18 protein-coding genes and 1 pseudogene are annotated in these 17,145 nt (G+C 75.2%); 12 read left to right on the top strand and 7 right to left on the bottom strand.

Annotation, left to right across the window (positions count from 1 at the left end):
* Positions 1-57 precede the first annotated feature (57 nt).
* Entirely contained in the window at positions 58-498 is a 441-nt protein-coding gene (locus UXQ13_RS12350; RefSeq protein WP_225235618.1) for an ATP-binding protein, read from the top strand.
* On the opposite strand, the gene UXQ13_RS12345 is transcribed toward UXQ13_RS12350, so the two are convergent.
* The 5 genes from UXQ13_RS12345 to UXQ13_RS12325 form a co-directional block, all read right to left on the bottom strand.
* Positions 485-2,668 (bottom strand): SpoIIE family protein phosphatase, encoded by a 2,184-nt coding sequence (locus UXQ13_RS12345; RefSeq protein ID WP_336392400.1) that lies wholly within the window; start codon positions 2,666-2,668, stop codon positions 485-487. The two genes, UXQ13_RS12350 and UXQ13_RS12345, sit on opposite strands and share 14 nt — an antisense overlap.
* Positions 2,669-2,869: 201 nt before the next feature.
* Positions 2,870-4,738, bottom strand: coding sequence for a cation:proton antiporter domain-containing protein (locus UXQ13_RS12340; RefSeq protein WP_336392399.1), 1,869 nt, complete (start codon positions 4,736-4,738; stop codon positions 2,870-2,872).
* Between the two features lie 62 nt (positions 4,739-4,800).
* Complete coding sequence (locus UXQ13_RS12335) at positions 4,801-4,977, bottom strand: STAS domain-containing protein (protein WP_225235615.1); 177 nt, start codon at positions 4,975-4,977, stop codon at positions 4,801-4,803.
* Between the two features lie 145 nt (positions 4,978-5,122).
* A complete protein-coding gene (locus UXQ13_RS12330) occupies positions 5,123-7,366 on the bottom strand; it encodes a diguanylate cyclase domain-containing protein (RefSeq protein ID WP_225235614.1) in 2,244 nt (747 codons plus the stop codon).
* A 153-nt stretch (positions 7,367-7,519) separates the two neighbouring features.
* Positions 7,520-7,975 carry a DUF5313 family protein gene (locus UXQ13_RS12325; RefSeq protein WP_225235613.1) on the bottom strand — a complete coding sequence of 152 codons (456 nt, stop codon included), beginning with the start codon at positions 7,973-7,975 and terminating at the stop codon, positions 7,520-7,522.
* Positions 7,976-8,022: 47 nt separating this feature from the next.
* Between UXQ13_RS12325 and UXQ13_RS12320 the strand changes: the two genes are divergently transcribed.
* The 4 genes from UXQ13_RS12320 (at position 8,023) to UXQ13_RS12305 (ending at position 10,004) form a co-directional block, all read left to right on the top strand.
* Positions 8,023-8,400: a helix-turn-helix domain-containing protein gene (locus tag UXQ13_RS12320; protein WP_225235612.1), complete on the top strand. Its 378-nt coding sequence runs from the start codon at positions 8,023-8,025 to the stop codon at positions 8,398-8,400.
* The gene (locus UXQ13_RS12315; RefSeq protein WP_263639404.1) at positions 8,397-8,627 is read left to right on the top strand and encodes a VOC family protein; all 231 of its coding nucleotides are present in this window, start codon (positions 8,397-8,399) and stop codon (positions 8,625-8,627) included. Before UXQ13_RS12320 ends, UXQ13_RS12315 begins: the two co-directional genes overlap by 4 nt.
* Positions 8,624-8,887 (top strand): DUF1905 domain-containing protein, encoded by a 264-nt coding sequence (locus UXQ13_RS12310; RefSeq protein WP_225235611.1) that lies wholly within the window; start codon positions 8,624-8,626, stop codon positions 8,885-8,887. Before UXQ13_RS12315 ends, UXQ13_RS12310 begins: the two co-directional genes overlap by 4 nt.
* A 130-nt stretch (positions 8,888-9,017) precedes the next feature.
* On the top strand, positions 9,018-10,004 hold the full coding sequence (locus UXQ13_RS12305; RefSeq protein ID WP_336392398.1) for an IS481 family transposase: 987 nt from the start codon (positions 9,018-9,020) through the stop codon (positions 10,002-10,004).
* On the opposite strand, the gene UXQ13_RS12300 is transcribed toward UXQ13_RS12305, so the two are convergent.
* On the bottom strand, positions 10,001-11,293 hold the full coding sequence (locus UXQ13_RS12300) for an aspartate aminotransferase family protein (RefSeq protein WP_225235610.1): 1,293 nt from the start codon (positions 11,291-11,293) through the stop codon (positions 10,001-10,003). The two genes, UXQ13_RS12305 and UXQ13_RS12300, sit on opposite strands and share 4 nt — an antisense overlap.
* Positions 11,294-11,373: 80 nt before the next feature.
* On the opposite strand from UXQ13_RS12300, the gene UXQ13_RS12295 reads away from it, so the two are divergent.
* The 7 genes and pseudogenes from UXQ13_RS12295 to UXQ13_RS12270 all read left to right on the top strand — a co-directional run bounded on the left by UXQ13_RS12295 (position 11,374) and on the right by UXQ13_RS12270 (position 16,514).
* A complete protein-coding gene (locus UXQ13_RS12295; protein WP_225235609.1) occupies positions 11,374-12,264 on the top strand; it encodes a LysR family transcriptional regulator in 891 nt (296 codons plus the stop codon).
* Between the two features lie 93 nt (positions 12,265-12,357).
* Complete coding sequence (locus UXQ13_RS12290) at positions 12,358-12,741, top strand: DNA alkylation repair protein (RefSeq protein ID WP_336392397.1); 384 nt, start codon at positions 12,358-12,360, stop codon at positions 12,739-12,741.
* On the top strand, positions 12,687-13,019 hold the full coding sequence (locus UXQ13_RS12285; RefSeq protein ID WP_336392396.1) for a DNA alkylation repair protein: 333 nt from the start codon (positions 12,687-12,689) through the stop codon (positions 13,017-13,019). Before UXQ13_RS12290 ends, UXQ13_RS12285 begins: the two co-directional genes overlap by 55 nt.
* Entirely contained in the window at positions 13,016-13,465 is a 450-nt protein-coding gene (gene arr, locus UXQ13_RS12280) for an NAD(+)--rifampin ADP-ribosyltransferase (RefSeq protein WP_336392395.1), read from the top strand. The genes UXQ13_RS12285 and arr overlap by 4 nt, the downstream gene beginning before the upstream one ends.
* Before the next feature lie 17 nt (positions 13,466-13,482).
* A pseudogene (locus tag UXQ13_RS23655) lies at positions 13,483-14,130 on the top strand (carboxylesterase family protein); the annotation flags it as partial.
* A gap of 163 nt (positions 14,131-14,293) precedes the next feature.
* Positions 14,294-14,845 (top strand): hypothetical protein, encoded by a 552-nt coding sequence (locus UXQ13_RS12275; protein ID WP_336392394.1) that lies wholly within the window; start codon positions 14,294-14,296, stop codon positions 14,843-14,845.
* A 247-nt stretch (positions 14,846-15,092) separates the two neighbouring features.
* On the top strand, positions 15,093-16,514 hold the full coding sequence (locus UXQ13_RS12270; protein WP_336392393.1) for an HNH endonuclease signature motif containing protein: 1,422 nt from the start codon (positions 15,093-15,095) through the stop codon (positions 16,512-16,514).
* A 60-nt stretch (positions 16,515-16,574) separates the two neighbouring features.
* Here UXQ13_RS12270 and UXQ13_RS12265 read toward each other — a convergent pair whose 3' ends face one another.
* Positions 16,575-17,105 carry a GNAT family N-acetyltransferase gene (locus UXQ13_RS12265; protein ID WP_336392392.1) on the bottom strand — a complete coding sequence of 177 codons (531 nt, stop codon included), beginning with the start codon at positions 17,103-17,105 and terminating at the stop codon, positions 16,575-16,577.
* Positions 17,106-17,145 lie beyond the last annotated feature (40 nt).

Genomic DNA, 17,145 nt, shown 5'->3' with positions numbered 1-17,145 from the left:
GGGCATCCCCGGGCGGAGCGTGTCGACGAGGCGCGGAACCGACCTGGAGGACCACCCGTGCCCGAGCGCCCGTGGCAACAGGCTCCCCCACCCACCGGCGACCACTGCTGGTCCTGGGCGCCGGACGGTCTCGAGGACCTGCCCCGGGTGCGCCGGGAGTTCCAGGCGCACCTGACCGGGCCGGAGCTGGGCGAGCTGGACACCGACCGGGTGCGGGAGTGCGTGCTCGCGCTGGACGAGCTGATGTCCAACGGGCTGCGCCACGGGCGGGCACCGGTCGAGGTCGAGGTGTGCAGCGTGCGCGGCGGGCTGCTGCTGATGGTCAGCGACCGCGCCGCCGACGAGCCACCCCGCCCGACGTCCACCCGGGACCCCGGCCAGGGCGGCATGGGCCTGGGCATGATCGCGTCGGCCTCGGTGGCCTGCGGCTGGGAGCCGACGACCGACCTGAAGACCGTCTGGGCGGTCATGCCCACCGACGAGGTCAGTGCAGCGTGACCCCGATGCAGGCGATGTCGTCCAGGCGGTTGTCCACCAGGTCCATCGCCGTCCGGCACAGCGGCTCGGGGTGCGCCACCGGGCCGACCGCGGCCAGCGCGGCGAGCAGTGCCCCGGTGCCGGCGTCGAGGTCCGCGCCGCGGTGCTCGACCAGCCCGTCGGTGTAGGCCACGACCGTGCTGCCGGCGGGCAGGTCGTAGCTGACGGTGGCCCGGGGCCGGCCGGCGTCGACGCCGATCATCAGCCCGCGCGGCTCGTCGAGCTGCACGACGGTGCCGTCGGGTCGGTGCCAGACCAGCGGTGGGTGCCCGGCGGTGGCCACGTGCAGCCGCCAGGACCCCGGCTCCCCGACGACCGGGACCGCGCAGGCGTAGGTCACGGTGGCCAGCGTGCCCAGGCCGAGGCCGATGACCAGCCGGTCCAGGCGGTCCAGCACACTGCCCGGGTCGGCGCTGCCGCCCTCGTACGCGCAGGCGCGCAGCAGCCCGCGCAGCTGCCCCATCTGGGCCGCGGCGTCGATGTCGTGCCCGGCGACGTCGCCGATGGCGATGGCCACCGCGCCGTCGGGCAGCGCGATGAGGTCGTAGAAGTCGCCGCCGACCGCGGCCGCGGCGGAGGCCGACTCGTAGTGGGCCACCGCGGTCACCCCGGCGATCTCGGGCAGCGCCGGGAGCAGCGAGCGCTGCAGGGCCACCGCGACGCTGAGCTCCTGCTGGTAGAGCCGGGCGTTGTCCACCGCCATCGCCGCGCGGCGGCCCAGGTCGGTGGCCACCTCGACGTCCCCGTCGGCGAAGTCGTCCTCACTCCGGGCCAGGGTGAGCACGCCGAGCGTGCGGCCGCGGGCGGTCAACGGGATGGTCAGCATCGAGCGGATGCCCAGGTCGGTCACCAGCCGCAGCCCGTCCGCCGTCCGGAAGAACGGCGCGAGCCGCTCCGGGGTCAGGTCCCGGTGCAGGGTGGCGACCCCGTCGGCGACGGCCGTCGCGGCCGGTGAGCCGGCGTGCGGGGCCCGGCCGAGGACCAGCTCGGTCAGCACGTCCAGCTCCGACCGGCTACCCCCGGAGTGCGCGGCGGCGGCCTGCGCGACCTGGCCGTGGTCGTCCAGGCCGACGACGAAGGACCACTCGGCCAGCTCGGGCACGCAGATGTGCGCCAGGCTGCGGAGCAGCTCGGCGGTGTCCAGGGTCGCCGACAGCAGGCCGGTGCCCTCGGCCATGAGCAGCAGCCGGCGCTGGGCCTGCTCGGCGGCCTCGCGGGCGGTGGTCTCGGCGCGGAACGCCCGGTCCCGCTCCGCGTCGGCGACCACGCGCTGGGAGACGTCGGACTGCACGCCGACGAAGCTGACCAGCTCGCCGCGGCCGTCGAAGACGGGGCTCACCGACAGCTGGTTCCAGAAGGCCGTGCCGTCCTTGCGGTGGTTGAGCAGCGTGACGGTGACCGGACGGCGCTGCACCATGCCCTCCCGCAGCTCCTGCAGCGCGGCCTGGTCGGTGGCCGGGCCCTGCAGGAACCGGCAGTTGCGGCCCACGACCTCGTCGAAGGGGTACCCGGTGACCCGGGTGAACGCGGGGTTGACCCACACCAGGGGGTCGTCGTCCTGCCGGGGGTCGCTGATCGTGAAGCAGATGTCGGTGGCCACCACCGCCCCGTCGCGCAGCCGCTGCAGGACGGCGTCGGCCCCGTCCGAGCTGACGTCGGCCACCGGCAGGAAGACCACCAGGGACAGCCCGGCGTCGACCTGGCCCTCGGCCGCGGTCATCGGGAACCCGGTCACCCACAGCAGCCGGTCGTCGGCGCTGTCGTGGCCGGCCGCGCGGTCCGGGTCGTCGCTGCGCCGCGGGGCCAGCCGCACCGGCTCGCCGGCCAGCGGGTTGCCGTCGGCGACCCGGGACAGCGGGGCCTCGGTGCCGGCCAGCGGGTGGCCGTCCAGGTCGGTGAGGCCGGCGGCCGCACCCCAGGCGTCGGTGCCGACCGGGAGCGCGATCTTCCCGGCCAGGTCCAGGGCGGCACCGTTGGCGAAGGTGACCTCGCCGGTGCCGCGGTCGATCAGCAGCACGGCCACCGGGACGTCGCCGAGGATGGCCGGCAGCGCACTGCTGGGCACCTGCGAGCCGGGGTCGGCGGCGACGGTCGCCGCGGCGACCACCTCGGCCTGGGCGTTCGCGGACATCGCCGAGGGCTGGGACGGCCCACCGGCCCTGGGGTCGCTCACGTCGCGCGCCGCGGGGCTGCCGGCCACGGGGAGACGACGGGGTCGACTCCCCCGGGACCACGGACCACCGAGGAGCGCGGCCCGTCGTCTCGAGGTCGCACGGGAGCACCGTAACAGCGACTTACGCCGTACCGCGGCTGTGGTCGCCCGGGTGCCGGGTCAGCCCAGCTCGTCGTCCACCCAGCACCAGCGCCAGGCCTCGTCCGGCTCGGCGCTGACCACCACCGGGTGGGCGCTGGTGCCGAAGTGCACCCGGGCGTGCCGGCGGGGTGAGGAGTCGCAGCAGGCCACGTGGCCGCAGGCCATGCAGGTGCGCAGGTGCACCCAGGTGGTGCCCTCGGCCAGGCAGTCGACGCAGGCCGACTCCGGGTGCGACACCCCCGGCGGGGCCGCCGCCAGGTGCGCGCAGGCCGCGGCCCGCGGCCGGGGGGCCAGCGCCTGGTCCCGGCTGCCGCCCTCGAGCTCCTCGTGCCGGTCCAGCAGCGACTCCTCGACGTCGATCGCCGAGAGCGCGGCCTCCAGCACCTCCCCCGGTGCCGTGCCCCCGTCCCGGGCCCGGACGACGACCTCGCGCTCGGCGTCCAGCATCTGCATCCGCAGCCGGGCGTAGACGCTGGACGGTGTGTCCTGGTCGGCCAGCGGGCGGCCCAGCCGCTCCCAGGCCGCGTGCGAGCGGGCGGTGGAGCGGTCCCGGAGCCGGTGGACGACGCCCTCGGGCTCGTCGCCGGTGGTCAGCTCGGCCAACCGGGCCAGCCCGGCGGCGTTGGCGGCGTCGCCGAGCTCGGCGGCCTGCAGCGCGTCCTCGGCGGGGTCGGGGGCGGGCAGGCCCACCCGGCGGACCAGCCAGGGCAGCGTCGAGCCCTGCACCAGCAGGCTGCCCACGACCACGGTGAACGCCGCCAGCAGCAGCACCTCGCGGTCGGGGACGTCGGCGGGCAGCACCTGGGCGGCGGCCAGGGTCACCACCCCGCGCATGCCGGCCCAGGACACCAGCCCGGCGACCGCGGGGCTCCAGGCCAGCCGCCGCATGCCCGGCGTCCCGACGGTCAGGAGGCCGGCCAGCCCGAACACGAAGACGAACCGGGCCACGACGGTGGCCACCAACACCCCGCCGCAGACCAGCGCGACCCGGCCCCAGCCCAGCCCGCTCTCCCCGGCGCCGGTGAGCAGACCGGGCAGCTGCAGCCCGATGAGCAGGAAGACGCCGTTCTCCAGCACGAAGGCGACGGTCCGCCAGGTGATCGCCTCGGTGACCCGGGCGGTGGCGGTCTGGATCCGCGGCGAGAGCTGGGCCAGCGCCAGGCCGGTGACGACGGTGGCCAGCACCCCGGAGGCGTGCACCTCCTCGGCGGCCAGGAACGCCAGGTAGGGCGCGACGAAGGAGACCAGGGTGTCCAGCACCGGGTCGCGCAGCCTGGCCCGCAGCAGCGCGAGCACCGCGGCGACCACCCCGCCGACCAGCACCGCGCCGACGACGGCCCAGACGAACTCCAGGGCGACCTCGGGCGCCGACGGCGAGGAGGTCAGCGCGGAGACCGCGACGCTCAGCGCGATCAGCGCCGCGGCGTCGTTGACCAGGCTCTCGTGCTCCAGCAGGGTGCCGACCCGGCGCGGCAGGCCCAGCCGGCGGCCGACCGCCGAGGCCGCGATGGCGTCCGGCGGGGCGACCACCGCGCCCAGCGCCAGCGCCGCCGCGACGGCCACGCCGGGCAGCAGGAACCAGGTGACCGCGCCGACGACCAGCGTGGAGAACACGACCAGCACCACCGACATCGCCACGATGCTGGCCTTGTTGTGCCGGAAGTCGAACAGCGACGTCCGGGCGGTGGTGGCGTACAGCAGCGGCGGCAGGACGGCGAACAGGACGACGTCGGGGTCCAGCTGCACCTCGGGCACGGCCGGCAGGAAGGACGCCGCCGCCCCGACGACGACCAGCACCAGCGGGGTGGGCAGGCCGAACCGGTCGCACAGCCCGGCGACCAGCCCGACCGCGATCACCAGGGCCACCAGCTCGGCGGTCAGCTCCACGTGGGCGTCTCCCGGTTGCGCACGGCACCGATCTTGTCAGGTCCGGGCGGGTGCGACGGTCCTCAGCTCGGTCGCAGGTCGAACAGGTCGGCCACCCCGGTGACCGCCATCGGGCGCAGCACGGCCCGCCCGCCGGCCCACAGCGGGACGACGCCTGCCCGGCCGTGCGCCACGCCGAACAGCAGCCCGAGACCGGCACAGCTGAGGAAGGTGACCCGGCGGGCGTCGACCGCCAGCACCTCCAGGTCGGCCGGGCGGGAGGTGGTCCAGTGCGCGCAGAGGTCGGCGTCGATCTCGCCGACCAGGCGCAGAGCACGCCGTCCTCGACGGTGATCGACCCCAGGGGCGACGCGGCGCCGTGCACCGGGTCGGGGCCCGGCGTCCTCAGCCCACCAGGTGCTTGGCCCGGTACATCCGCTGGTCGGCGGCGTGCAGCAGGCCGGCGAAGTCCACGCCGTCCACCGGGCCGGTCGCGCAGCCGATGCTGGCGCCCACGTGGACGGTCTCCCCGCACAGCTGCAGCGGGGCCCGCACCAGCTCGGCCAGCTGGGCCGCGACCGCGGCGGCCTCCTCCGGCGCCGAGCGCGGGTCCAGGCCGGGGAGCGCGACGAGGAACTCGTCCCCGCCGAGGCGGGCCAGCAGGTCGGTGCGCCGCAGGCCGCCGCGCAGCCGGCGGCTGACGGCGACCAGCAGCTGGTCGCCGGCCGCGTGGCCGAACCGGTCGTTGACCGCCTTGAACCCGTCTAGGTCGACGAACAGCAGCCCGGTGGCGGTCCCGGTCGTGGCCGCCTCGCCCAGGGCGAGCTCGACCTCCTCCTGCAGGCGCCGCCGGTTGGGCAGCTCGGTCAGCGGGTCGGTGTAGGCCAGCTGCTCGATCCGGGCCAGGTACTGCCGGGTGCGGTCCTGCTCGCGGGCCAGCCGCCGGCCGGCCTCGACCCGCACGGTGACGTCGTTCTGCACGCCGATGTACTGCACCACCCGCCCGGCGGGGTCGGTGACCGGGGCCAGGTGCAGCTCGTTCCACCACGGCGTCCGGTCGGGCCCGCGGTGGTTGAGCAGGGTCTCCCGGCACTCCAGGCCGGCGTCCACCGCCTCCCGGATCCGGGCGACCGCGGCCAGGTCGGAGTCCGGGCTCTGGAGGAACCGGCAGTTGCGGCCCAGCACCTCCTCCCGCGGGAACCCGGCCAGCTCCTCGAAGGCGTGGTTGACGTAGACCAGCGGCTGGTCCGGCGCGAGCAGATCGACGATGACCACCCCGCTGGCCGTGGCGGCCAGGGCGCGGTGCAGCAGGCCCTCCACGGCGGACCCGGGTGCGGCGCGGGCCGGCGTCCGCGGGGCCGTGGTCACCGGCCGCTGGGCGACCTCCGGCCGGGCGGGACTGTCGGCCCGGGGGGCGACCCGGGACACCAGCGCCCGCGCCGCGCGGACGACGGTCTCCCGGTCGTAGGTGACGGCGAACTCGAAGGTGCGCTCGAGGTCGGGGCCGTGGTCGCCGAGGTCCCGGGCCAGCAGCGCCGCGCTGAAGTGCGGGCTGAGCACCACGACGTCCCACTCGCCGCGGACGCCGTCGGTCGCGGCCAGGGTGGCGCCGCGGACGCCGGCCAGCGGCTCCGGGGGGAGCCCCGCGCCCAGCGCGCAGACGAACCCGGTGCGGTCGGCGAGCTCCCGGTAGCGCTCCACGGTGGCCGGGGTGAGGTGCCGGGCGTCCTGGAAGGTGGCCGCGACGACGGCGGTCTCCCCCAGCCGCATGGCCTGCCGCTCCAGCTGCTTGGACAGCTCGATCAGCAGCAGCTTGGGCGAGCGCCGGAGCACGGTCCCGACCGGCAGGCAGGCGAACGGCGACTCCTCCGCGCCGGGCGGCTCGACCGGGGCCGCGGGCAGCACCAGCTCGGCGGTCGGCAGGTGCTCGGCAGGCCCCGCCTGCGGCCGGCCGAACAGCCAGCCCTGCCCCAGGACGGCGCCCAGCGCCAGCGCCTGGACGACGTGCGCCTGCGTCTCGATGCCCTCGGCGAGCACCCGTGCGCCGGTGCGCTCGGCGTAGGCGTTGACCGCGTTCATGATCTCGGCGGCCTGCGGGCCCGGCCGGCCCTGCACCAGGCGCAGGTCGAGCTTGACCACGTCGGGCTGCAGCAGCGGCATGAACGCCAGCGACATCGCGTCCGCGCCGACGTCGTCCAGGGCCAGGCCCCAGCCGATCTCGCGGATGCGCTGCACGGTGCGCAGCAGCTCGGCGGGGCGGGCGGCGATCGCCCGCTCGGTGATCTCCACGACCACGCGCAGCTCGGCCGGGGCCTGCTCGGCGATGGCGAGCAGCTGGTCCAGCGGCGCGCTGTCGAGCACCTCGGGCTCGACGTTGACGAAGACCGTCAGCGGCGCCAGCAGGCCCTGGGTGACCGCGCCCCGGAACGCCGCGGCGCGGCAGGCCGCGTCGAGCTCGGCCAGCCGGCCGGCCGCGCGGGCCGCGGCGAACAGCGCGTCCGGGGTGTGCAGCGGTCCGACCGGGCCGCGGGCCAGCGCCTCGTAGGCGACGACCGCGCCGGTGTCGAGGTCGATGATGGGTTGGAACACGCTGTGCACCTGGTCGGCGCCCAGCACGTCGTCGATGCTGCGGTGGGTCGCTGCGGGCATGGTTCCCCGTCCGGCGTGCCACGTCGGGTCCCCAGCTCTTCGAGGATGCGGTGGCGGTCCCCGGAGGTCTCGGCAGATCGCGACGGGCCCTCCAGGCGGACAGGATCCTGCCACCCCTCCGGGGGGTGCCCGGCGTGTCGGCCGGGCCGGGGTTCAGCCGCCCGCGCGCCGGCGGTAGCGGTCTGCCCGCTTGGCCGCCGCGGCCCGCTTGCGCTCGCTCTCGCGCCGCTGGGCGGCCATCCCGGCCTGCTCGCGCAGGTGCACGGCCGTGCCGGGCCGGTAGCCGGCCTTGATCACCCGGTGCTCGGTGGTCTCGGCCATGTAGGCCAGGGAGAAGATCAGCCCCAGGAAGACGCCGCCGCCGACGACCGCCAGCCGCAGCGCCCACCCCGAGGGCACGAAGGCGAGCACCAGGGCGCTGGGGATGGCCATCTGCACCAGGCTGCGGGCCACGTGCCGCATGCCCCAGGTCCGGGTGGTGGTGTCGTGCAGCACCCAGCTGCGGTGCCGGGCGGGCAGGCCGCCGCCCAGGGCGTACCAGAGCCAGCGGTGCACCGGCGGCCGGACGCGGGACTCGGCGTCGACGTCCGCGTCGGTCGGGCTGGTCACCGGCCCAGCCTACGAGCCGGGGCGGTCGGCCGTGGTGGGATCCGCGGGTGGGCGCAGCGGCCCAGGAGGTCAACCGGGCGATGCTGCGGGCCGAGGACCTGATGGACCGGCACTTCGCCGAGCCCCTGGACGTCGCCGCGGTCGCCCGGGTGGCGCACGTGTCCACCGCGCACTTCGCCCGCACCTTCCGCCAGGTCTTCGGCGAGAGCCCGCACCGGTACCTGCAGCGCCGCCGGGTCGAGCGGGCGATGGTGCTGCTCCGGACGACCGACCGCAGCGTCACCGACATCTGCCTGGCGGTCGGATTCAGCAGCCTGGGCACCTTCAGCCGCACCATCTCCGCCGTCGTCGGCGAGTCGCCCACGCGGCACCGGGCGCGGGGTCCGCTCGGGGCCGTGCCGAGCTGCCCGCTCCCCCGTCCATGAGCGAGGCCACCGCCGAGACGGTCCGCGAGCTGGTCAGCAAGGGCTCGGCCGGCGGCCACCTGTTCTTCACCACCGACGACGCCGTCGCCGAGCACGCGCGGCTGAAGGCGGCCGGGGTGGACGTCGACCCGGAGCCCGTCGTCCAGCCCTACGGCACGGACTTCGGCCTGCGCGACCCGTTCGGCAACCACGTCCGGATCGCCCAGCCCGCCGGGGCCCCGGCGTGACGGTCTTCCGCACCGTGCTGGCGGCCACCGGCGGCAACAACGTGGGCATCGTGGTGCCGGAGGACGTCGTCCTGGCGTTCGGGCGGGGCAAGCGGGTGCCGGTGGTCGTCACCGTCGACGGCGGCTACACCTACCCGACCACGATCGGCGTGATGGGCGGCCGCTACCTGGTCTCGTTCAACGCCGAGACGCGGAAGCGGACCGGCCGCGGTGCCGGCGAGGAGGTCGAGGTGGAGCTGGTGGTCGACCCCGACCGCTGACGGGGCCTAGATGTACTGACCGGAGACGTTGGTCAAGCGGGTGTGACACCTCGATCTGAGGGATGACGTGGGAGGGCCTCCTGCGGTGGAGTGGAACTGCCTAGGTTCACACCGCTCACAGGAGGCCCTCGTGGTCCACGCTAACGCTGCCCTGACCCCCCGAGCTCGGCTCACCGTCGCCCGGCTGGTGGTCGATCAGAAGGTGCCCGTCGCCGAGGTCGCCGCCCGGTTCCAGTGCGCCTGGAAAACCGTGGACCGGTGGGCCCGCCGCTACGCTGCCGGCGAGCCAATGACCGACCGGTCCTCCCGCCCGCACTCCAGCCCCGCCAAGACCGATCTGGGCACGACCAAGAAGATCGTGTCGTTGCGGATGCGCAAGCGGCTGGGCCCAGTCCAGCTGGCCGCACTCACCGGGGTTGCGCCCTCCACCGCCCATCAGGTGCTGGTGCGCTGCGGGCTGAACCGCTTGTCCTACCTGGATCGGGCCACCGGGGAACCGGTGCGCCGCTACGAGCACCCCCACCCCGGGTCGATGCTGCACGTGGACGTGAAGAAGTTCGGCAACATCCCTGATGGCGGCGGATGGCGGTTCGTCGGCCGCGCCCAAGGCCGACGCAACCGTGCCGCGACCCCAGGCAAGGCCCGCAACGCCTACCGCAACCCCAAGATGGGCCACGCATTCGTGCACACCGTCATCGACGACCACTCCCGGGTCGCCTACGCCGAGATCCACGACGATGAGACAGCCGTGACCGCCACCGGCGTCCTCACCCGCGCCGTGGCCTGGTACTCCGCCCGTGGCATCACCACCGAACGCGTCCTGAGCGACAACGGCTCGCCCTACGTCTCCCACCTGTGGCGCGACACCTGCACCCAACTGGGCATCCGGCACTCCCGCACCCGACCCCGCCGCCCGCAGACCAACGGCAAGGTCGAACGCTTCCACCGCACCATGGCCGACGGCTGGGGCTACGCCCGCTGCTACACCTCAGAAGCCGCCCGCCGCGACGCCCTGGCAGGGTGGCTGCACGAGTACAACCACCACCGACCCCACACCGCCTGCGGGAACAAGCCACCCATCACCCGCTTGACCAACGTCTCCGGTCAGTACACCTAGAGCACTGCCTTGACCGCGTCGCGGAGGGCCTGGTCCAGGATCGCCAGGCCCTCGTCGACCTCCTCTCCACTCGCGGTCAGCGGCGGGGCGATCCGGAAGACCCCGGCCATGCCCGGCAGCTGGACGACGTTCATGTGCAGCCCCAGCTCCAGGCAGCGCCGGGTCACCGCGGCGCCGAGGACGTCGGAGCCCTCCTTGGTCACCCGGTCGACGACCAGCTCGAGGCCGACCAGCAGCCCGCGGCCGCGGACGTCGCCGATCACCTCGTGCTGCTCCGCCAGCCGGTGCAGCCCGTCCCGCAGGCGACCGCCGAGCTCGGTCGCCCGGACGTCGAGGGCATCGCGCTCCAGCACGTCGAGCACCGTCGTCCCGACGGCGGCGACCAGCGGGTCGGAGGTGTGCGTGGTGAGGAACAGGAAGCCCCGGTCGTGCGCGGCGGCCTCGATCTCCGCGCTGGTGACCACCGCCGCCAGCGGCAGCCCGGCGCCGAGGGTCTTGGACAGCGTCAGGATGTCCGGCACGACGCCGTCGCGCTCGAAGGCGTACCAGGTGCCGGTGCGGCACAGCCCGGTCTGCGCCTCGTCCAGGACCAGCAGCATGCCGCGCTCCCGGCACTTGCGCTGCAGCGCGGCCAGGTAGCCCGGCGGGGGCTCGATGATCCCGCCGGAGCTGAGGATCGGCTCCACCAGGCAGGCGGCCAGGTTGCCGGTGGACTGCGCGTCCACCATCGCGAACGCCAGGTCCAGCTGCCGGGGCCAGTCCAGCTCGCCGTCGGCGGTGACCACGTCGGGGCGGTAGGCGTTCGGGGTCGGGATGGCGAAGTTGCCCGGCGCCACCGGGCCGTAGCCCTTGCGCCCGGCGCTGTAGGTGGCGCCCGCCGCGGCGCCGGTCATCCCGTGCCAGGAGCCGGCGAACGAGACCACCTCGTGCCCGCCGGTGACCAGCTTGGCCAGCCGCAGCGCGGCCTCGTTGGACTCCGCGCCGGTGGTCAGCAGCTGCACCTTCTCCAGCGGGTCGGGCAGCGAGGCGGCCAGCCGCTCCGCCAGCTCCAGGACCGGGCGGCTGAGCATGCCGCTGAACAGGTGGTCCAGCCGGCCGACCTGGTCGCGGACCGTGGCGACGACGTCGGGGTGGGAGTGGCCGAGGATGGCGCTCATCTGGCCGGAGGTGAAGTCCAGCACCCGCCGGCCGGACTCGGTGACCACGTAGCTGCCAGCGGCCGAGGCGATCAGCTCCGGGGTGAAGGCGCCCGTGCCGAGGTAGCGGATGAGGTTGCGCTCGATGTCCACCCGGCCAGCCTGGCGACGGGGACTGCGCAGGTCCAGCACCGATTCCCACCGCTGCTGTGCAGCTCTGCTTCACTGCCGGGGTGCTCAACCCGTGGCGGCTGCAGCTGCTGGTCGACCTGCAGGAGCACGGCACGGTCCGGGCGGTGGCCCAGCGGGCGGTCCTGAGCCCGTCGGCGGTGTCCCAGCAGCTCGCGGTCCTGGAGCGGGAGACCGGCACCGACCTGGTCGAGCGGTCCGGGCGGCGGGTGCGGCTGACCGCGGCCGGCGAGCTGCTGGCCGACCGGGCCCGCGACGTGCTGGCCCGGATGCACCAGGTGGAGGCCGAGCTGCGCGGGCTGGGCGACCGGCCCAGCGGCACCGTACGGCTGGCGGTGTTCCAGAGCGCGGTGCACGCCCTCGCCGTCCCCGCGGCGGAGGCGGTGGCCGCGAGGCACCCCGGGGTCGAGGTCGTCGTCCTGGAGCTGGAGCCGCACGAGAGCATGCCGGCGCTGCGCCGCGGCGAGGTCGAGGTCATCGTGACCACCACCGACCTGGCCGGCACCGAGCTGGGGCCGGCGGTCGACCTGCTGCCGCTGGGCACCGACGAGGTGGTGGCGGTGCTGCCGGTCGGGCACCCGGCCGCCGCGGCGCAGCGGCTGGACCTGGCGGCGTGCGCGCAGGAGCGCTGGACGCTGGACCTGCCCGGCTCCTACATGTCCGACCTGACCACCCGCCGGTGCCGGGACGCCGGGTTCGAGCCGCACGTGGTCTGCCGGCTGTCGAACTACCTGATCGCGCTGCAGCACGTGGAGGCCGGCCGGTCGGTGGCCCTGCTGCCCTCGCTGGCGGTGGACGCCCGGTTCGACGTCGTCACCCGGCCGCTGGACCCGCCGTCGGTGCGGCGCATCGTGGCGGCGGTGCGCCGGCCCGCGGCGACCCAGCCGGCGGTCCGGGCGGTGCTGGACGAGCTGCGGGCCGCCGCGCTGGGGTGATGGCGCGCTGGTGATGGCGCTGTGTCGGTGGGGTGTGCTGCGATGTCCCGCGAGACCCAGGAGGCAGGCATGGCACGCACCGCGGCACCCGAGGTGACGCTGGACGAGGTGGTGGCCGAGCTGGCCACCCTGGTCGACCCCCGGATGCGGGAGGTGAACCGCCGGCACGGCGACGACCACGGGGTGAACCTCACCGCGCTGCGCGCGCTGGCCAAGCGGCTGCGCACCCAGCCCGAGCTGGCCCGCGAGCTGTGGGCCACCGGCGACGCCGACGCCCGACTGCTGGCGGTCCTGGTGTGCCGGCCCAAGCAGTTCGAGGTCGACGAGCTCGACGCGATGCTGCGGGCGGCCCGGCTGCCCAAGTGCACGGCTGGCTGGTCGACCAGGTGCTGGCGAAGAGCGCGCACACCGAGGAGCTGCGGGTGCGCTGGCTGGCCGATCCCGACCCGGTCGTGGCCAGCGCCGGCTGGTCGCTGACCACGACCCGGGTGGCCACGGCGCCCGAGGGCCTGGACCTGCCCGGGCTGCTGGACACGATCGAGGCGCAGATGGCGGCCGCGCCCGACCGGCTGCAGTGGGCGATGAACCACTGCCTGGCCCAGATCGGCATCGAGCACCCCGAGCTGCGCGCCCGGGCGCTCGACATCGGCGAGCGGCTGCAGGTGCTGGCGGACTACCCGACCTCGCCGGGCTGCACCTCGCCGTTCGCGCCGATCTGGATCGCCGAGATCGTCCGCCGCCGGGAGACGGCGTGACCGACCGCGTCCCGGTGACCTTCGACCGGTGCGACCACGTGCCCGGCCCGTTCCTGCACGGCACGAAGGCGGAGCTGGCGGTCGGCGACGAGCTGGTGGCCGGGCGGGAATCCAACTTCCGGGCCGGCCGGGTGATGAACCACGTCTACCTGACCACCCAGGTGCCCACCGCGGCCTGGGGCGCCCAGCTCGCGGCGGCGCTGGCCGGCCTCGACGGGCCGGGGCACGTCTACGTCGTGGAGCCCACCGGCCCGTTCGAGGACGACCCGAACGTCACCGACAAGAAGTTCCCCGGCAACCCCACCGGCTCCTACCGGACCCGACACCCGCTCCGCGTGGTCGCCGAGCTCGCCGACTGGACGCCGCACCCGCCCGAGGCGGTGCAGGGCATGCTCGCCGGCCTGGCCCAGCTCCGCGAGCAGGGGCGGGACGTCATCGAGGACTGACCGGACCCGTCGGTAGCGTGCGGCCGGTGGGTGCGGACCGGCTCGAGGACCTGGTGGACGTCGAGACCGGAGCCGGTGTGTTCACCGCGCGCCGCGAGGGCGACCTGGTGCGCGCGACGGGCATCCGGTACGCCCGTGCCGAGCGCTTCCGCCTGCCGGTGGCCGAGCCGATCGCCAGCGAGCCGGTACCGGCGACCAGCCTGTCCCCCGCCTGCCCGCAGAACCCGACCCCGCTGCTGGACGACCTGCTCGTCGACGCGATGGGCGAGCTCACCGTCGACGAGGACTGCCTGCGGCTGTCGGTCACCGCGCCGGCCGACGCCGACGGGCTCCCGGTGATGGTGTTCCTGCACGGCGGCTCCTACCGCGCCGGCGCCGGGGACTCCCCCGTCTTCGACCCCGGCGCCCTGGTGCGCGAGCAACGCGTCGTCGTGGTGGCGGTGACCTATCGGCTGGGGCTGCTCGGCTACCTGGGCGGCACCGCCCGGACGGCGAACCTGGGCCTGCTGGACCAGATCGAGGCGCTGCGCTGGGTGCAGCGGGCGATCGCCGGCTTCGGCGGCGACCCGGGCTGCGTCACCGTGTTCGGCCACTCCGCCGGCGGCGACGCGGTCGCCCACCTGATGATCGCCGACGGCGCCCGCGGACTGTTCTCCAGAGCGATCGTGCAGAGCGCCCCGCTGGGCATCAGCCGCGGCCGGGCCCGGATGTCCGCGGCGATGGACGCCGCGGCCGGTGACCTGGACGCCCGGACGCCGCTGCCCGAGCTGCTCGCCGCCGAGGCCCGCGTCGAGGCCGCGGCCGCCCCCGTTCGGTCTGGTCGCCGCGATGCCGTTCGGCACCCGGTACGGCGTCGCCCCGCTCCCGGCCGAGGACGACCTGGACGCCGCCTGGGCCGACGCCGCCCCGCAGGTCGACCTGCTGATCGGCAGCACGCCGCGGGAGGTGGCGCTGTTCCTGCCCGGGCTGGCCGCCACCCCGGCCGCCCCGCTCGCCCGGGTGCTGGCGCTGCCCGTCGTCGGACCGCTGCTCAGCCGCGGCGCGGTGGCCGTCGCCAGCTGGAAGGTCTACGGCGGCGCCGTCCGGTCCTTCGCCCGCCGGCACGCCGCCGCCGGTGGCCGGGCCTCGACCTACCGGCTGGACTGGGGCGCGCCGGGCAGCCCGTACCGGGCCGCGCACTGCGTGGACCTCCCGCTGCTGTTCACCGACGAGGCCGCCTGGCGTGGTGCCCCGCTGATCGCCGGCGCCGACTGGTCCGACGTCGAGCGGCGGGGTCGGCAGCTCCGCCAGGTGTGGGCGGACTTCGCCAGGACGGGCGAGGTCACGCCGCGGGACGTCCCCGGCTTCCTCCGCACCCACCGCGTATCCGCTCGCCGCTGATCTCTGTGGGTGGCCGGCCATGGTGTCGGCTTTCCCCCGGTCTCGGTGCCGGCCGGCTCGCCACCGGTGCGCGCGGACAGGAGGACACCGCCCCGCCCTCCCCCGCCCGGACCACCGCCACCCAGTCTCAGCCACAACTCCCTGCAGTTGACGCGCTACCCATCTGACCTGCCCGTTTGCCTCGCCGGGTCAAGAGCGAGGCGGTATTCTTCGATCAGGTGTTCGAAGCGCGACGGGGGGTCGGTAAGTGGGTCTGGACTCCGGCACACCGCCGCGCACCACGCCCTCGGGGTGGGTGCCCCAGGCGTTGCCGCCCGGTGCGCTCGGGGCCGACCGAGCACCGGCCAGCTCCTCCGTGGCGGCAGCCCGGCGACTGCCCGAACCCCCACCGGGCGACGTCGCCGGGGTCATCGCCGCACTGCTGACAGCCGTCGATGCCGAGCTGGGCAGCGCGACGTCAGCGCAGCTGCTGGACCGTGCCCGCGGACTGGCCAGGGCGCAGAACCTGATCACCACCGAGCTCGCACGGGTCGTCGTCCACGCCGAGACCCACGAAGCCGCCTCCGCAGACGGCCTGACCGGCATGCGGCCCTGGCTGCGCGGGCACGTCGGAGCCACCGGACCCGAGGCCGCGGCGGTGCTCGCCGCCGGGCGGGTGCTCCAGCGTATGCCGGTCCTGGCCGCTGCAGCCGCCGAGGGCGCAGTCAGCCACGGCCAGCTCGGCGTCATCGGACGCATCCTCACCGCCGACATCTGGTCCACCGGAGAAGCCGCCGGCCAGGACATGACCGCCGCCGACCACGCCGTCACCGACACGATCACCGGCGACCACCCCCGCACCCTCCCGCAGGTGTGCCAGCGGATCGCCGACCTCATCGACCCCGACGGCCCCGCACCGGTCGACCCCACCGCCGGACGTCACCTGCGCATCACCCGCCGCGCCGACGGCTCGCGCATCCTGCGCGGATCCCTCGACGCCGCAGGTGGCGAGAAGGTCGAAGCCGCACTCGAAGCCATCTCGGCCGCTGGTCGCTGCGAGGGCGACCTCCGCCTCCCGGAGCAACGCGCCGCCGACGCCCTAGTCCAGCTCGCGGACCTGCACCTGGCGGCCGGTGACCTTCCGGTGCTGCGCACGGTCAAGCCCCAGCTCACCGCCCTCATCCAGCTCGAGGACCTCGCTGACCCCACCGGCGTCGCCGCCGCGACCAAGCTCGGCTCAGGAGCGACGGCCTCCAGCCTGGTCGCCCGCCAGGCCGCCTGCGACGCCGACATCGCCCGCATCGTCCTGGGCCCCGACAGCCTGCCCCTCAACGTCGGCCGCGCCAAGCGACTCGTCCCCGCCCATATCCGGCGGGCCGCCGAGGTTCGCGACGGCGGCTGCGTGTTCACCGGCTGCCATGCCCCCGCCTGGTGGTGCGACGCCCACCACCTCGTCCACTGGATCGACGGCGGCGACACCAGCCTCGACAACACCGCCCTGCTCTGCGAACGCCACCACACCCAGGTCCACCACGGCTTCGCACTCACCTGGGACCCCGACCAACACCGGTGGCGGACACACCGCCCAGACGGCACCGAGATCCTGATCGGACCACTCACCGACACCCGCGGCGACCCGCTCCCCGACCTGCACACCGACGACCCACCCCTGTTCCCGGCCGGCCGGTAAGCCTCTCGGCGAACCTGCGCTGCCTGGGGGAACCTGCCGTGAGCCATCTCGGCAGGGCCGTCAGCGCGCCACCCGGGCGTAGAGGTAGGCGTCCCTTCGCCGGCCCCCGATGGGGGCGAAGGACTTCATGAGTCCCTCGCGCTCGTACCCGGCCCGCTCCGCGACCCGGATGGAACCGGTGTTCCACGGCTCGATGTATGCCTCCAGGCGGGCAACGCCTGCGTCGACCAGCAGCCAGTCCGATGCCGTCGTGACCGCATCGGACATCAGCCCACGCCGCCGCCCGCCGGCGGCCGTCCAGTAGCCCACCGAGGCACGGCCGGCCGGCTCCGCCACCCACAGAGCCCCGACGTAGCCGACCACCTCACCGCCTCCACACGGGACCACTGCCCACGCCCAGCCGAGGCCTTCCTCGGACCGCTCGATCTGGGCTGCCACGAACGCGAGTGCTCCCGCGGTGTCCCGTTCAGCGGGCACCTGACTGATCAGCGGGATGAGTGGGTCGTCCGTGACGCCGAGGACGACGTCGAGATCGGTCTCCCGCCAAGGACGCAGCTGCGTCTTCTCCCCGTGCAGTTCCGGTGTGGTCACCGCAGAGACACTCCTGCATGCGGCAGGGGAACGCCGCCTG

It is taken from the genome of Klenkia terrae, from assembly GCF_037083865.1.
Taxonomy (GTDB): Bacteria; Actinomycetota; Actinomycetes; order Mycobacteriales; family Geodermatophilaceae; genus Klenkia; species Klenkia terrae.
The sequence above is the reverse complement of the archived record's forward strand: the minus strand, read 5'-3'. Positions and strand labels throughout refer to the sequence as shown.

Excerpts from the sequence above, each read along its gene's own strand:
- UXQ13_RS12345 (WP_336392400.1), bottom strand. The coding sequence starts at position 2,668 with ATGTCCGCGAACGCCCAGGCCGAGGTGGTCGCCGCGGCGACCGTCGCC.
- UXQ13_RS12315 (WP_263639404.1), top strand. The coding sequence starts at position 8,397 with ATGAGCGAGGCCACCGCCGAGACGGTCCGCGAGCTGGTCAGCAAGGGC.
- UXQ13_RS12330 (WP_225235614.1), bottom strand. The coding sequence starts at position 7,366 with ATGCCCGCAGCGACCCACCGCAGCATCGACGACGTGCTGGGCGCCGAC.
- UXQ13_RS12275 (WP_336392394.1), top strand. The coding sequence starts at position 14,294 with ATGCCGTTCGGCACCCGGTACGGCGTCGCCCCGCTCCCGGCCGAGGAC.